Here is a 16,254-nt window from a genome sequence, read left to right as displayed (position 1 = left end):
AATGAAGAAACAACTTGAATTAATAGAGGATAACATCTCTATTCTTTTTTGGATAGGTGATAAAGATGGAAGGATTATTTATATAAGTGATGAAACTAAAGATTATTTTGGTTTTGATTATAAAACTATAAAGAATAATTGGTTGGATTTTGTACATATAGAAGACAAAAAAGAAACCCAAGAGAAATGGGAGTATTGCGTTAATAATAAACAAAAGTATCTTCATGAGTTTCGCCTTAAGCGTCATGATGGAAAATACATTTGGCACAGAGTAAAAGCTACTCCAGGACTGGACGAAAATAATAATTTAGTATGGCTTGGAAGGATAATAGACATATCTGAAATCAAAAACCTCATCTATAGAGTTGATCAAAGTAGACGTTTTTTTCAAAGCAGTATTGATAGTATAACGGATATTTACATAATTTTTGATAAAGATTACAACGTAGTTCACGCTAACCGAAAATCAGACTTTATTTTCAATAAACAACTTAATATTAAAAGAAAACTTCTAGAACTAATTGGAAATAAATATTTTAGTCAAGTAAAATCATGTTTTTATGGAGAGTGCTTATCCTTTGAAATACACTATCAAGAATTAGATGCATATTATTATTGTTCGTTTTTTGGACATGACAATCATGTTACTTTATACATTAAGGATGTTTCTATAATTAAGAAAATAAATAATCAAAACTGGATGCTTGAAGATGCCTTCAATGCTAGTAAAGAAATGACACTAATAATTGAAAGTACCAGTAATTATCCTATTATAAAAATGAATCATTTAATTAAGAAACACATTGCAAAAGTTGAAGAAAAAAAATATTTATCTGAAATATTCGATCTGAGAAACGTTAATAATAATTTAGCAGCTCTCCTTCAAGATGGAAAACCATTTACACTCAACGTTGAATTAGGAGAATCTAATCGAGAAATTTATAGCTTAGATTTAACACCAATTAAATCGTCTGAATTCAAAAAGGCCACCCTTTGGATTATTAAAGTATCGCCTTCTGAAGAATCAGAATTTTCTCATAACGAAAATAGAGTTGAAGATATCGGTTATTTATCATCTGGAATAGCCCATGATTTAAGAAATTACCTCACCGCTATTATAGGAAATACTGACTTGCTTATTCAGCTGAACGAACAAGATGATAGATATAATGAAATTTTACAACATATCATTTATGCAGCAAAAAACAGTGCCTCTCTTGCTACTTCCTTGCTCAATTTTAGTAATAGTCAATCATTTTGTAACGACCAGTTAAATGTTAAAAATGAGATAAGCTCGATCACTAATTTATTACAATCATCACCTAATTTCAAAAGCCGTATTACTCTCGATATATCAATTGATATTTGGCCTTTACTTATAGATATTTCTAATTTCAATAGATTAATAATAAATTTGTTATCAAATTCAGAACGAGCAAGAAATTTAAAAGACCCTAGAATATTAATCACTGGCTATAATGTAACTATAAGTAATGACAACGACATTCTAAAATATGAAAATGCTAGTGTAGGTGACTACATATGCATAGAGGTAACAGATAATGGGATCGGTATACCAAGTGAAAACATGGAAAAGATTTTCATGCCATTTTTTACGACTAACGATAAACAAGAAGGTGCAGGTATTGGTTTGAACATTGTCTCTAGTATTGTTGACCAGCTCAATGGCTTTATCTTAGTTGATTCTATAGTCAACGTTGGTACAACTTTCTCAATCTACCTCCCAAAACAACAGGAGCAATTATGTGCAGAACAATAGAGTGTGATCAAGCGTGACAAACATTAAGGTATCAATGAGCCGATACGAAATTGTCTCACTGACGTTGATTTAATATTCTTCCACCTGAGATAAACTACTTGCTCGTAAACTGGATTCACATGAAGCAATGTAAGCTTTCAAAGAACACAGTATAGTATTTTAGTAGTAAGAAAACGCCTGTGTCCCACAAAAGATCCGTTACGCAAAAAATTCATGCAGAAATATCACGACTTACTTAGTCATATTTAAAGAGCCAAACAACATTGGCTCTTCTCCAACCACTCTATATAGAGCTAGGGGGCCATCAGTGACTCCTTCGTTCTGCTCTCAGCCGCAAACTTCCATCGCGAGCTGGTGACGTAAAATTCGGACTTGTCGCTCTGCCGAGAGTTTCAAACTCCACGCCAGTTCATACACTTCCTGAGAAACCTGACCTTGAAGATAACGGTGCTGCGTATGGTTATAGCTGGCTTCGAGCAGTGCCAGGCGTTCGCAGGCAGCATGGTATCGGTCCCAACTGTCAGCATGGCTGTGCATCATGGTTCACCTCTTACATCCATGTCGGTCGTGAGTGGTTATGCTTGACTGTAAACGAACGACGTTCTGTTCGTAAATCAATTTTGGAAGAATGGCGAGAGAACTGTGCGCTTAGTCATTGAAAAAAAGAGCCGCCAAACGGCGGCTGCTTTGAGGGTTATCAATCGTGATATTTACATTATAGAGGTTGGGTAGGGCCTCTATTCCCTCAGTATAGGCAAACGTGCATGACACGATGAACGGAAATGCGGAAATGTGACTCATGTCCTAATGACTCTGGTGAAACAAACCGCGCGGAACATGGGTTCGTCAATTGGTTCAGCGGCGATAGTACCAACTTAAGTTGCAGTCAGGGTCAAATTGGCAGCCTTGCCATACCGCATCATATCTTTGAGTCAGTTCGCGCAACAACCGATTCGCATCGGACAGGCTAACGCTCCCGGACATCCCACAAAGCTGGCATTGTTGGATAAAGTCTCTCGTGCAAAAAGCCGCGGGATACCGAGTGTCAGGCACAACCAGCGCCTGAATAATCAGCAGCGCCTCATGGTAGACTCTTTCTTTCATCTGAAATCTCTCACACATTGCATGGGCACTTTTTAAAAATCCGCCGCAACGTTGGCCGTAATACTGAGGTGGGCAATAGAGGCAGCATACCCACTTAAGGGTAGTTCGAGAGGACCTACTTGTCAGTTTTACAATCATGGCATTGATTATTCTGCCACTTTGTTTTAGTACAGGACATTCACTGAACAACCCCAGAGAAGCGCATGATTGTTAACTTTTATGAAGTCGCGCCCGATGGCACGCTATCTATCCGAAATCGAATTACGTCTGTCGACAATACCACTCCGCTATTGCCGAAACTGGATGAAACGGTGTTCTTCAAGGCACCCAGCGCTGGGTGTTATCGGGTGACCAATATCGTCCATATTGTCGAACAACCCTCAGATGAGCCCACCTTTGCTCGGCTCTCCGAAGTCGATGTTCATTTGGTGAAAATTGAAGACATTTCACCAGACTATGCGATTTAGCCTGAAGACGTTTTTGCGCCTTTAGCGTCAACCTCTCATTCAGATACAGCAATAAAGCATGCAACTTAGCCATATCAGTCGTATTCGCCATAGTCATGCTGTCATGTAGGCTTAAAAGCTTGGCTTCAGCCGTTAACATTGGTTTTTTTAACCTGGGTAACGCAGTCGGATCCTAGTTTGGAGAGCTGGTCATTACTGCCGGTTTGGGACTTCACTCCCCTAACTGGGTGGGGGGCTACTTTCCGCAGGTGCATTGGTACTCGCCATCATATCCGGATTAACGGGCAAAGCAGATCAAGGGCAACCCATCTATTCAACAAACTGATTTGATGTAAGGGAGCTTCGGCTCCCTTTCTAATGGGCTCTCCATCACTCATTCACAACGGTATCCAATATGCCGATGTGTGAATTAGAAGCCAGACTATTGAAACAGAACTGTGAGATAGCACTGAGTGACTAAGTCCACTAATTGTCGCCACATACGATACAGCCCCTCATGACGAGTCCATTGCGATTTACTATCACAACACCTTATTTTGAAAGGGGGAAGATATATCTACCCACACACGCTTTTAGGCATTTGTGTGTTTCGGGAACTAGAATATTAGTATTTAATGAATTACATAAGGTATGGAAAAGAACCTTAACTCTTCGCCCAAAACTTCTGGCGCAGATCAAAAAATGGTGGACAGAAATGGTGAGTCCTAGAAACGAGATCTCCAATCAGAGGAAGTTGCAAATAGCATCGTAACTTCCTCGACTTATGTATTGGTTAAGGTTTTGCCGAGCCTTCATCAACCCACTTCATATTGAGATCTCTCTGTGGGAAAGGAATGGTTAACCCAGCCGCTTCGATATTCGTTTTCACTTGCTTCTGCACTGACCAATAGGTTTCCCAGTATTTATCTGTTGGACACCAGGCGCGAAGTTGGAGATTCACGGAACTATCAGCCAGCATGTGGACAATCACTTGAGGCTCAGGATCTTTAAGAATGTGTGACTGAGATAATGCCAGTTCTTTAAGCACATTCAATCCGACCTCGACTGAATCTTGGTAAGAGATGCCAACCGTGATATCCATACGACGTTTGTTGTTTCGGCTAAAATTACGGATAGTTGAATTCCAAACGGCACTGTTCGGGCTGGAAATGTAGAGGCCATCCGCCGTCTCGAACACGGAAGTGAATAGGCCAATATCGACCACGCTACCAGAGTAGCTTCCGAATTCAACGAACTCGCCTTTTTTGATCGGCTTCAGAAATAAAATCATGATACCTGCGGCAATGTTGCTCAGTGTGTCTTTCAGAGCCAGGCCAATAGCTAAACCCGCAGCACCGACTAAAGCAACCAAGCTGGCGGTATTCACACCAAAGAGGTCTAAAACGATGACCAACGCGACTAAATAAACCGCATAAGAAGCCACTTGAGAAAGCAAGCGAGCGATAATTTCATCCCCACCGCTGACTTTCTCTGTCGCTTTAAATACCCCTCGATTGACTAGCTTAGATATCACAGAAGCCAAGATAAAAATAAAAATCGTCAAGAGCGCATTTTGCAAGATCTGCATAATAAGCGCCTGATGCGTATCGTAAAAACCCGTGATATGTTCCATGGTTACTCCTCTATCTCTTTTTGTACGGATTGATAATGGTTACTACGTGACTCAATAAGTTCACCGTTCAGTATTTGTGTATTACAGCGTTCCATAGATGAGATAACCGTTGTACCCCAAATAACACAACAACAGAACAGCGCCTTCACTGCGAGAAATCGTCTGTGATTTGCCAAAACGAGCGGCGGTCAACAGCAGTAATCCCGTGACAAAAAGCATCGATGTCCAGTCACGCCAGAAGACTTCAGCACCAATATTAGCAATAGGTTCAATGGTGCCAGCAATACCGATGACGGCTAAGGAGTTAAACATATTTGAGCCGACCACATTACCCACAGCTATATCATGCTCGCCTTTACGAGCCGCCACGATGGATGCTGCTAATTCGGGTAAGGACGTTCCTAAGGCAACAATAGTTAGACCAATCAATAAATCGCTGACACCGAGTTGTTGTGCGATTTCCACCGCTCCCCACACCAAAATACGCGAGCTGATAATCAGTAACACTAACCCTGTAATCAGCCAGAAAATGGATGACTTCAGTGACATACTTTGGCTAGATAGTTCGTCGTCCATCTCTTGTTCTAAGTGGTCTCCCTTTGAGCGTAATGCGCTCCAGATTGACCAACCAATCAAAAGCATGAATCCACCAATCAACGCCCATGCTTCTAATGTGCTTATATGGTGATTCCACAACATTGCGCCAATGACAAGCGTGACGACCAAAAGAATGGGAAGTTCTTTACGGATGATGCTTGAATGTACAGCAATCGGTGCAATGATCGCGGTTACACCGAGTATTAAGGTAATGTTGACAATGTTCGAACCGACAGCATTTCCGAGCGCCAGAGCAGAGTTGCCATCCATAGCCGCCATAGCCGAAACCACCATTTCAGGTGCAGATGTACCGAATCCGACGACCAGCATACCAATTAATAAAGGTGGCATTCCCGCATAGTTGGCACTAGCGGCTGCGCCTTCAACAAATTTATCTGCACTCCAGACAAGCAGTGCAAAGCCAGCGATAATCGCGAGTGAAGCTAATAGCATGTTTAATCCCTATTAAATAACGTAAAAGTATAGAATAACGGCCAAAATTAATCGGTAGATGACATAAGGCATCATCCCAAATTGATTCAGGAATTTGAGGAAGTAGTGGATCGCCAGTATTGCGGTGAGAAAAGAGGTAACGCTACCAATTAAAAGTGCCAGCCAATCTACGGTTACCGAACTATCCATCGCTACTTCAGCGATTTTGGCTGCTGCCGCGAGAGCAGTAATCGGTATGGCAAGCAAAAAGGACAGGCGAGAAGCTGCTTGTCGATTAAAGCCTAGTATCAATGCTGCGGTGATGGTTACACCTGAACGAGAGGTGCCAGGGATTAAGGCTAATGCTTGCGCACACCCGACAATCAGTACATCTCTCCAACCGAGAGATTCTAACTCTCTAACTTTTCGACCAAAGATATCGGCTAAACCCAGCATCACGCCATAAGCAACGGTTGTAAACAGAATAACCATAACAGAGCGAAGCTGGTCATCGATTAAGTCAAGAAGAAATAACCCAGCTAATGCCGCAGGAAAGGTTCCCCACAAAATCGCCCAGCCTAAGCGACTGTGGGCGGAGGAATATTGACGATGAATGATCGACTTACCCCATTCAGTGATCAATAGAACAATATCTCGTCGAAAGTAGACGAGCACGGCGAGCAGCGTACCGATATGAGTGGCGAGATCAAAGCTAACACCCTGATCGACTACACCAAGGAAGGTCGGCATTAAGATCAAATGAGCAGAGCTAGAAATGGGGAGAAACTCGGTAATTCCTTGCACAATCCCTAAAAACAAAGCGTACCATGCATCCACAGCAGGTTTCCTTTTGTCATCTCGGGCAGGCAAAAAACAAAAGCTAAATCGCGATCCTACCCGTATCGCGATTTAGCTTAAGTCTTGCCAGAACATGTCGAACGTGAATACCACAAGCGTGAGGCTTGGAGACTGTTGATATTCACCCCACTACTAATCAGTAGTGGAAGGCTACTCCCTTAAACGAGCTGAATTGTAACGAATAAATACGGCCAATATCAAACATTGAATATATCAGCGATAAATCCGAGATGACTCAAGACACGTAGCCTAATTTCGCAACCTATTTGCATTCAGTTATATGTTATCTAGAAAAACGCAAATAACAGGTAATAGCGGCTTGCAGGCATCACCTTCACAAGCCGCATTGTTGAGTCAGTCGATATCGTTTCTCGCTGCATCAACTGCCAACGTATCCGCTCTTTCATTTCCTTCAATGCCGGAATGCGCTTTGACTTTAACTACCTCGACATACTTTCTAGAACGCAGTTCATCGACTTGCTTCCAGAGCTGACGATGCTTAACTGGCTTTTTATTCGCTTTACGCCAACCTCGGTCTTTCCAATCGTCCATCCAGATATTGAAACCTTTCACACAGTAATCATTATCTGAATAGATGACATCACCGTCTTCGGCATACTCTAATCCTTCGATAAACGCCAGTAACTCCAGTTCCGCACAATCCGTCTCTCGGTCAATGGTGATGCTCTCTTCATGGACTATCTCATTGTCTTCATCCATGACCACCAGCCCTATACCACCTCGCATACAGACGTGTTGGTTGTTTGGTGCAGCGCCGTCTACGTAAATTGAATAACTCATTTTTTATCTCTCTCTAATTGCAAAAAGGGCGCATGACTTTGCTTAGCCAGCGCCCTGTTGATGATGTGATTTGATGTTTGTGTTACTGAAAGGATTCTTGGTTGTCTCGCATACTCAGACGCGACTCCATCCATTCCTCTATTTCACTTTCGACCCAAGCCACCGCACGTCCGCCGAGTGGGACACTCTTCGGAAAATCGGTTTCATCAGCCATGAACTTGTAGATAGTGGAGCGGCCTAGCCCTGTAATCGCCATTACGTCTTTAAGTCGTAGAAATCTCATGGGAATTGTCTCCTCTTGTATATACCCATGGATAAGCCGCCACGGTAAAAAAGTGCAGTCGGCCTAATCTAATCTAGGCTAGAGCCAAAGCAGTAACGCTCTTCTTTCCACGCTTCAGCAAAGCTACTCAGACGGTGGAAGACACAACGCTTTATATTGGTATCTTTGCTCTTACAGCGTGTTCCTAGTCCATAGTTCCCTCGGTCGTTAAACAAGATCATTGATCGCTCTTTGCCTTTGTAGTGCTTTTCTATCGCTTCCTTCCAAGCTGTTTTTAGATGATCCACAAGCTGATTACCTTTATCCCAACAAATGGCAGGGCCGAAGTACTGACTATCATCAAGAAACAGCATTACTCGGTAGTTATGTGAAGGGGTTTTATCAGCTCGCTTACGCCATACATAAGGCAACGAATCGGCATCGATTTTCTCTTTCAGAATGTCAAAGTAATCATTGAGGATGCTGAGATCGGTGTCTTGATGATCTTTAGGCAGGTATAAATCCAAACGCATCGCAAGAGTACGTTGATACTGAGTCAGAGCCTGATCAAAGACCTTATCCATCGTGGTAAGCGCTGATTCATAAAGTCCCTTATTGCTGTAAAACAATGGATAATCTTTAAATGTTCTAGCACGAGTAATGGTTGGAAGGTGGGTTGTGTTCGACATGAGTAATACCTCTCAGTGTGTGAATGACATAGGCATTACTCGCTCTGTATTTTTTAAGGTGAGTCGTGACTGCAACCAAAACTCTTGTTGGGGTAAGCGTTCCGGTTGGCAGTGGGCTTCGCTAGACGACTGATTCGATAAAAGAACTCGTTTAACTGTAACGGGAACACTTCAGCGTCAGACAACAGCTCAAAACCTTCATTCGTAGGAGAGTAGGCTAATCCAGAGCATGGTTGGCTGTAATAAGCTTCAACCACCCTATCCCATGTCTTCCTCACTTTTTTGTAGAGAAAACGTCCCCAACCCTCTCGTCCAGTGCCGAAGTTTTGAAAGAGATCCCTATCAAAGAGCAAGATAAGATGATGGTGATCGCTGGTGGATTCACTGGCTTTCGTCCAGATATAGCGAATGACCGTTTGCTGGTATTGATAAGTTCTGCCCGTGTATTTGTCCTTACAGAGCTCATTAGTCTCCGACTCTAAAATACGAAAGAAATGGGCAAACACCGTTAGGTAATCTCCCCCGAAGTCACTCGGTAGGTTTAGGTTGATGTGAACAACAAAGATTCTTGGGTATTGGTTTAGTGCTTCAGTCAGCACTCGGTCTATCTCCTCTAGGTATTCGAGAACGAGACCATCCTTGTGGTAGTAGAGTGGCTTTCCATTAAAGGTTCGGTCATGAGTGATGGTGTGGACTCTTTGATGAGCCTCGTTGAGTTGATGAATCATGATTGGTTCCTGTGGTTTGTTGTGATTCCCACAGGAACTGGTACTACCGTTACTTTTTAAGCTACTTATGACTATGACCGAAATTTCGTCTACCGCTACCAAAGTGCTTAGTGTTCTCTTTTGCTAGATAGCTAATGTGCTTAAAGAACTCATCAAACGCATCATCAAAGTCATCAGAGTTACAATTCAAGCGGTGGATGACCACACTGTCGCTATTCTTTCTCTTTGAAAAATGAACCAGTCCATTGGCTTCCTCGTAGTCGACACCAGCCACCCTCGCCCATGCCTCTACGATAAAAGAGCCTAAGTTCTCCTGTTGTGTTTGAGTTTTACCCAACCAGTTAAATCTATCTTTGTTGAACATGAGTACTAGGTGATAGTGGTCGTTTATCGAGCTAGAGCGCTCCCTCACCCAAGCAATCCGCACTTTGCAGGGATGCACTCTAGCACTCCCTTCTCTTTTCTTTCGTTTTCCGGAGTGATCAATCTGCGACTGTAACGAGCGTAGAAAGTCGGTCATGACATTACCGCTCTTTTCATTGTTCCTTAGCTTAGGAAACCTCAAATCCACTCGAATAGCCATCAGCCGAGGATACTCGCCCAATGCGAGATCAATCGTATCGTGCATTTTCTCTAAGTAGTCGATGTAGAGTGGACCGTGCTCGGTCTGGATAGGTCTACCCAGAAACGTTTTCTTGTTGGTCAGTCTGAGGTTTTTGTTTTTTCTAGAACGTACATTCATTCCTATCTACTCCTGTGTTTAGGTTCATAGATAGGTCTGTGTCGTTAATTTTAATTGCGTACTGTGAGTCACTAGGGATGACTCAGTTGATGAGCTTATGCCGATGTAATGGGTGTATTGATAGGGTAGATATGACTGTAATAATACTAACCAGACAGACAATGTAAAAAACTGCTACGTATACATTTCCTGCCCATCTAAAGGGGCAAGTGCTAGTTAACCATCAACATCTAGGCACTGAACAGTGGAAAATCGATGTCCTCTCCCCACTTTCGAATCCAAGTAAGTTACAAGTTAAATGACAATCCGTTGAGCTAGTAAATTAAGAGAGAGCTCATAATGCCCACGACTTCAACTGCAATCCATCACTCCAAAACAACCCCACGCATCCTCATTTATTGTCAAAAACTTCAGTTCATACGTTTTTACTTCTGGAGCTTACTCACATAAAAAAGCGAAAAAGCCATTTTATCTATCTTATTGATTTTTAATCGGACTACACTAAAATATATAATATAATCTGCTAGACAAACAACGGCTAGAGGTCCTTATAATGGAAGAAAGTGAAAACCTAAATCTGGAAAAGAATGACACTCATCAGCTACACAATTTCATCAATCCGTACGATAGGGAAGGCGGATATATTTTGTTTTCTGGAGGGTATTCAAAAGAAGAAAAGATCGATAGGAAATCCTACTCTCCTATTCGTTATTTGATGATGAAAGATTGGCATGAACTGAAGTCAATACTGCCATACTTCACTCCTTATGCTGATACTTACCTTCTTCCTTCTTGTCCATTGAGCGAGTCTAAGTTTCGCTCAAATGTTATCTCAAAAGATCTTGTTGAATATAAAAACATCTACAACTTTTTCGAACAAAGAGACGACATTGGGCAGCAACGTAAATCAACCCTGATTAGCCTGTGTTTCCTGTTAGCGGAAAACTATGTATTTGAGTTTGGAGGTATTCCGAGGGGTATAAAATGGCTCGCTGCTCGCTTAGGGACCAATAGCCGAAAGATCACTGACTGTATAAAATCGCTCGTAAAGATGGAGCTAATCATTTTTCATAAGAAAAGAGCGGATATCGACAGCGTAACTCTACCGTGCTTCATTGAACCTACAAGGACATTTCTATTCACTTTTACATCTTTATTCGTAGAGGATAAGACAAAAGAAGAATCTGGAGAAAAGGCGACTCATCGTGAGAAAAATTACCAAAAAAGAATGAGTATCATCGCCAAAAAAGAGTCCATCTATACATCTAAAGATGAAAGCTCAAATACTTCAAGCATTGACTATTATCTTTATGGTAAGGAGGGATTTTTCTGGTACCAAAACCAGTTATACACGCTGAAAGTGAATCTGTTGAAACTGGTAAGAGATCCACAAGTGGATGATGCAGTTAAAGTCCACGCTTATCGCATTTTGCTCTAGAAACACAGATGAAACATTCCTGTATTAGTGTATGTTTTCTTGCTAAATCTTACAGATCGTACTAGAGGGTTAACATCCGTCAAAGGCAATAGATTTACCTTGGAGTGCAAAGATTATCCACACCCACACGCTAATAAAAATGAATATCATTTACATTTATATCATGCCAAAATCTACCTAAATGGTAATTTATGCGGATAATGTGTAAATCATTAGATATCCACCAACTGTTAAATGCGGCGACATCTCTATTCGCAGTAGTAGACAAAGGCTGGGGGGCTGAATCTCAAGACAGTACGTAAAAAATGTGATATTACCTAGATTAGCACTGGAAGACTCAATCATCAAAAGTAAAACTATTGTTAATGTAAAAACGCGATGATTTAAACCAACTGGGTAGTATATTGGGTAGTAAGATCCTGAAACACACAAAACAAAAAACATAAATTACTGTTTTTAAAAAATAAAAAATAAACACTCAACGAACAGATCCAAAACATTGAATGATCTAAAAGTCATCGAGTATTGAAACAAAAAAGCCCCGCTAATACGGGGCTTTCTTTTATTCGTCTTTTTCCAAGGTACTGTTATCAACGTAGGGCCAATAATGGTGCCCAATTCTGATCAGCAAAGTAGCCGCAGCCAAAATAAACGCAGCCAGAGATAACCACACAACCAAAACTGCATCCAGCTCTTTCATTCCGAGAGTGATATAGCGGGCGATTGCCATCATCGCGATATAGATAGGATAGCGTACCGGAATTTTACCGTTCATCACGAACTGCTGCACCATGGCGAGCACTTCCAGATAGATAAACATCAAAAGAATATCTGTGAGTAAGACACGCTTCTCTACAAATACGTGCACAAACTCTTGCATCATGGCGTACAACGTCGCCAAGGTAATAGAGACTAATAACACCGCCTCCAAAATATGGAAGATTTTCAGGAAAGGTCGACTAAAGGATTTCGGTAAATTCGACGGCATGGTCCATTATCCAAACAAAGAAAATAGGCCTTGAGTTTAGCATGCAACGATCTTCAATCAATCAGAATAAACATCAGTGTAAATCGACTCCAAGTCCTGGCATTTGCTTATAAAAACGCTCCGCTTATTTGGCGGAGCGCTTTTGTGTTATAGGACCTGTGGCATCACTTACGCCACTTGCTGCTTTTTTTCAGCTACGCGCTTTTTCTTCCGATATTTAGGGTGAGTGATCGGAATCGCAGATAGGAGTTTTTTGGTGTATTCGTTTTGCGGGTTTGCATAAATTTCTTTAGCACTGCCTGCTTCTACCACTTTGCCAAAATACATCACGGCAACTTTGTCAGAAACATGTTTCACCACCGAGAGATCGTGAGAGATAAATATGATCGCCAAGTTCATTTCTTGTTGCAGTTGTAGCAATAGGTTCAAGATTTGCGCCTGTACCGACACATCTAACGCAGATACCGATTCATCACAAATCAGCAGTTTAGGCTTCAATGCAATCGCGCGAGCGATACCGATACGCTGCCGTTGCCCGCCTGAAAATTCATGTGGATAACGGTTTACTGCCGTTTCTGGTAATCCCACTTTGATTAAAAGCTCTTTTACCCATTGTTTACGCTCTGTTGGCGTGCCAATTTTATGAATAACAAACGGTTCTTCCAGAATCATACCGATGGTATGACGCTGATTGAGTGACTCCATTGGGTCTTGAAAGACGATTTGCATGTCTTTACGCAGCGATCGCATCTCTTTCACAGACAATTTAGTGATGTCTTTACCTTCAAAGAAAATCTTACCTTCTGTTGGCTCGTATAACTTTAAGATCGTGCGACCAAGGGTGCTTTTACCACAACCTGACTCACCAACTAGCCCCAGTGTTTCACCTTCAGAAACAGACAGTGAAACCCCGTCTACCGCTTTGATGGTGTAGCCTTTCTTGAACAGCCCTTTACCAGAAACAAAGTGCTGCTTAAGATTTTCAATTCTTAATACTTCTTTTGCCATAACATCCTCTTTTATGACTGGTTCACTTTGCCCAGTTAACTGGCAAACATACTGGCATCAATAGGCTTGATATCGATCATCTGCTTCGGCTCATTATCTAAGCTCGGCATCAATCCCATTAAACGCTCTGTGTATGGGTGCTGCGGGTTATCAAACAACTCAAAAATTTCTGCTTTTTCGACAATACGTCCGCCATACATCACGGCAACATCATCACACACTTCTGCCACAACCCCGAGATCGTGAGTGATGAAGATCATCGCCATGCCCGTTTCTTCCTGAAGCTCGTTCATCAGTTCAAGGATAGACGCCTGAACCGTAACATCCAACGCTGTAGTCGGTTCATCACAAATCAGAATATCCGGCTTACAGGCCAATGCCATCGCGATCATGACACGCTGGCGCATACCACCAGATAGGTTATGGGGATACTCATTCAATCGCTTCTCTGGCATTGGAATTTTTACTTTTGCCAGCATTTCAATCGAGTACGCCTCCCGCTCCTTTTTGTCGAGCTCAGGTCGATGGAGCTCAAGCACTTCACATATTTGACGACCAATGGTGTGCACTGGGTTGAGCGCCGTCATCGGGTCTTGGAAGATGATCGAAATGCGATCGCCACGCATGGCGTACATCTCTTCCGCAGGCAAATCAACTAGGTTGGTGCCGCGATAATTCACTTCACCTTTGATAATGTTGCCATATGGCTTAGGTAATAGCCCCATGATCGACATTGAGGTTACGCTCTTACCACTACCTGACTCTCCTACCAGACCGAGTGTACGTCCAGCTCTCACATCAAAGTTCACACCATGCAGAACCTTCACTGGCCCATCATCGGTGGTAAATTCAACTTCGAGATCTTTAACACTTAGGATTACATCGTTTTCCATAACCAATCCTTACAGCTTATAAGTGTCATCTACGACAACGACAGGTTCAAAAGCTTTGTCTGACTTCATCGCTTGTTTCGTTTCTTTTTTGATATCACTATCAATCCAGTAAGTGCCATCGCCTATGATTGCACCACTGAACAGCGCCTCTGTCATGCGATTCATTGGCTTATCTGGAAACTTTAACCAGCGCCAGTGACCATAGCGGACATAAGGAACCATGTAGCCTGGGACGATAACGTGAGCATCAATGATGTCACGCTGAATCTCATGACCTAGCTGGATCTTTTTATCCATATCCATGCCAAAACGATACTCGATGATCTTTTCATCCAGTTCAGGCGTGCTGTAGTTTGTGAAAGAGTTAGTTTGCGGCTTGTTCGCATTGACTGAATGGAAGTACTCCCAATACGTTGGGATCTCAGACGTACCCATATCTAAGAAAGCCAAATCGTGCTTTTTCTCACGTACGTATTTGAACATAGATGAGCCATCAACTAACTTGAGCTCAACATCCAGCCCTGCTAGCTTGGCTTGCTCACGCAAAAATGCAATACGAGGAGTATGAACAGGTGTTCCGTAGGTCAGCTCGAAGCTTAAGCGCTCACCTTTATCATTAACACGAATACCATCAGAACCAATTTTGTTAAAACCTGCGGCTTCGAATGCCTCGGCCGCTTTTGCGGGATCAAACTTCGGTGCCTTAGCATCTGGTAGGGTGTATTTACCATGACCATAACCGGTCGGGTTCGGTTTACGGGAGTAGTCGCCACGCATGACATTCTCTATCATGCCATCAAAGTCAATCGCGTAAGTAATGCCCTTGCGAATGTTTAAATCATCCAGCAAAGGCATCGCGGTGTTCATCCATACACCACCAGCCCCAACTGGAAATTGGTTGTAACCCCAGAACTTTTGAATGTATCCCTTTTGGTAAGGTTCCGTATTCGATTTATCATGCCATAAGCTTGGTAAAACAAGACCAAATGCGTCCAGCTTCCCTTTCTCAAAGTGCTTCATCGCGATATCACTGTCGCGAATCACTGTGATGCGGATTTTGTCGACATTATAACGATGTTGATAATACTTATTGCTGTAACCCCACCAGTCTTCACCGACATGCTTGAAGGTAACACTTTTACCTTTTTTAATGTCATCTAGGTAGTATGCACTGGTCGTTGGTTCACTTTTAAAATTGTAGTAGCGGACAAAGTTGTCATGTATACCGTCACCATTTTCATCTTTTGAAGGGTTAGCATAAAAATGTGCGGGACGTGGGCGCAGAGCCCCCATTCGTAACAGCAATTCTTCCGGATTGAACTCTTTCGCCGCCTTAACAGCAAACGTGTGAGTGTCGTACTTGATAACATCCGCAATCGTTTTGTTGTAGTAATCGTTGTACCAAGGTTCCAAGATGTCTTTGGAACGATAAAACTTCAGCATGAACACGAAATCGTCGGCAGTCACAGGTTTGCCGTCCGACCATTTGGCTTCAGGGTTGAGTTTAAAATAGACCGTTTTGTTGTCACCTGCTAACGCCCACTCGTTAGCAAGCTCAGGTATGAACTCTAAAGTATCTGGGTGGCGGACCACCAAGCCTGGTGTTTCATCTAAGATAAAAGAACGTAGCCCTGCATTAGCATCTGGGCCAACACTACGTAACGTCTGCGGGAAACTTGACATAAAGGTGCGATAAGTCCCTCCACGTTTCGCTTCTGGCGAACCATATTGAGGCTCATCCCAGTTTGTTTGCCAGTTTAAGTCAGTCGGAAGCGTTGCTGACATTGCACCAAAACTCAGGGCGCTCAGCGTGGACGCTAAAAATAATTTCTTCATAAAACTTCCCTTTTTTATG

The 16,254-nt window shown here is 42.4% G+C and carries 16 protein-coding genes; 3 read left to right on the top strand and 13 right to left on the bottom strand.

Annotation, left to right across the window (positions count from 1 at the left end; translation table 11 throughout):
• The first annotated feature begins 1 nt into the window (after nt 1).
• Nucleotides 2-1,780 (top strand): PAS domain-containing sensor histidine kinase, encoded by a 1,779-nt coding sequence (locus tag H9L11_RS07740; RefSeq protein ID WP_148520837.1) that lies wholly within the window; start codon nt 2-4, stop codon nt 1,778-1,780.
• A gap of 327 nt (nt 1,781-2,107) precedes the next feature.
• Here H9L11_RS07740 and H9L11_RS07735 read toward each other — a convergent pair whose 3' ends face one another.
• Nucleotides 2,108-2,320 carry a hypothetical protein gene (locus H9L11_RS07735; RefSeq protein WP_055453625.1) on the bottom strand — a complete coding sequence of 71 codons (213 nt, stop codon included), beginning with the start codon at nt 2,318-2,320 and terminating at the stop codon, nt 2,108-2,110.
• Nucleotides 2,321-3,087: 767 nt separating this feature from the next.
• On the opposite strand from H9L11_RS07735, the gene H9L11_RS07730 reads away from it, so the two are divergent.
• Nucleotides 3,088-3,351, top strand: coding sequence for a hypothetical protein (locus H9L11_RS07730; RefSeq protein WP_187371064.1), 264 nt, complete (start codon nt 3,088-3,090; stop codon nt 3,349-3,351).
• Between the two features lie 772 nt (nt 3,352-4,123).
• Here H9L11_RS07730 and H9L11_RS07725 read toward each other — a convergent pair.
• The 8 genes from H9L11_RS07725 to H9L11_RS07690 form a co-directional block, all read right to left on the bottom strand.
• On the bottom strand, nt 4,124-4,963 hold the full coding sequence (locus H9L11_RS07725) for a mechanosensitive ion channel family protein (protein ID WP_148520835.1): 840 nt from the start codon (nt 4,961-4,963) through the stop codon (nt 4,124-4,126).
• Nucleotides 4,964-5,044: 81 nt separating this feature from the next.
• The gene (locus H9L11_RS07720; protein ID WP_000922804.1) at nt 5,045-6,013 is read right to left on the bottom strand and encodes a calcium/sodium antiporter; all 969 of its coding nucleotides are present in this window, start codon (nt 6,011-6,013) and stop codon (nt 5,045-5,047) included.
• Nucleotides 6,014-6,025: 12 nt separating this feature from the next.
• Nucleotides 6,026-6,829 (bottom strand): undecaprenyl-diphosphate phosphatase, encoded by an 804-nt coding sequence (locus H9L11_RS07715; RefSeq protein ID WP_148520834.1) that lies wholly within the window; start codon nt 6,827-6,829, stop codon nt 6,026-6,028.
• 375 nt (nt 6,830-7,204) lie between these two features.
• Nucleotides 7,205-7,651 carry a ribonuclease HI gene (locus tag H9L11_RS07710; protein WP_148520833.1) on the bottom strand — a complete coding sequence of 149 codons (447 nt, stop codon included), beginning with the start codon at nt 7,649-7,651 and terminating at the stop codon, nt 7,205-7,207.
• 82 nt (nt 7,652-7,733) lie between these two features.
• Nucleotides 7,734-7,934 carry an AlpA family transcriptional regulator gene (locus H9L11_RS07705; protein WP_039437545.1) on the bottom strand — a complete coding sequence of 67 codons (201 nt, stop codon included), beginning with the start codon at nt 7,932-7,934 and terminating at the stop codon, nt 7,734-7,736.
• Nucleotides 7,935-8,002: 68 nt separating this feature from the next.
• Nucleotides 8,003-8,602 (bottom strand): inovirus Gp2 family protein, encoded by a 600-nt coding sequence (locus H9L11_RS07700; protein WP_032477045.1) that lies wholly within the window; start codon nt 8,600-8,602, stop codon nt 8,003-8,005.
• 53 nt (nt 8,603-8,655) lie between these two features.
• On the bottom strand, nt 8,656-9,330 hold the full coding sequence (locus tag H9L11_RS07695; protein ID WP_202663520.1) for an inovirus Gp2 family protein: 675 nt from the start codon (nt 9,328-9,330) through the stop codon (nt 8,656-8,658).
• Between the two features lie 61 nt (nt 9,331-9,391).
• Nucleotides 9,392-10,072, bottom strand: a complete 681-nt coding sequence (locus H9L11_RS07690; RefSeq protein WP_001102917.1) for an inovirus Gp2 family protein — start codon at nt 10,070-10,072, stop codon at nt 9,392-9,394.
• A 553-nt stretch (nt 10,073-10,625) separates the two neighbouring features.
• Here H9L11_RS07690 and H9L11_RS07685 point away from each other — a divergent pair.
• Nucleotides 10,626-11,510: a hypothetical protein gene (locus tag H9L11_RS07685; protein WP_071192534.1), complete on the top strand. Its 885-nt coding sequence runs from the start codon at nt 10,626-10,628 to the stop codon at nt 11,508-11,510.
• Between the two features lie 562 nt (nt 11,511-12,072).
• Here the strand turns inward: H9L11_RS07685 and H9L11_RS07680 are convergent.
• The 4 genes from H9L11_RS07680 to H9L11_RS07665 form a co-directional block, all read right to left on the bottom strand.
• Entirely contained in the window at nt 12,073-12,498 is a 426-nt protein-coding gene (locus tag H9L11_RS07680) for a phosphate-starvation-inducible PsiE family protein (RefSeq protein WP_025768316.1), read from the bottom strand.
• A gap of 168 nt (nt 12,499-12,666) precedes the next feature.
• A complete protein-coding gene (locus tag H9L11_RS07675) occupies nt 12,667-13,506 on the bottom strand; it encodes an ABC transporter ATP-binding protein (RefSeq protein WP_005379372.1) in 840 nt (279 codons plus the stop codon).
• A gap of 35 nt (nt 13,507-13,541) precedes the next feature.
• Nucleotides 13,542-14,399, bottom strand: a complete 858-nt coding sequence (locus H9L11_RS07670; RefSeq protein WP_005379371.1) for an ABC transporter ATP-binding protein — start codon at nt 14,397-14,399, stop codon at nt 13,542-13,544.
• Nucleotides 14,400-14,408: 9 nt separating this feature from the next.
• Nucleotides 14,409-16,235 (bottom strand): extracellular solute-binding protein, encoded by a 1,827-nt coding sequence (locus H9L11_RS07665; protein ID WP_064368906.1) that lies wholly within the window; start codon nt 16,233-16,235, stop codon nt 14,409-14,411.
• Between the last annotated feature and the right edge of the window lie 19 nt (nt 16,236-16,254).

This window comes from Vibrio sp. sp1 (assembly GCF_016920955.1).
In the GTDB taxonomy this organism is placed as follows: domain Bacteria; phylum Pseudomonadota; class Gammaproteobacteria; order Enterobacterales; family Vibrionaceae; genus Vibrio; species Vibrio alginolyticus.
Note: the sequence above shows the minus strand (reverse complement) of the source record. Positions and strands in the feature narration are given on the sequence as shown.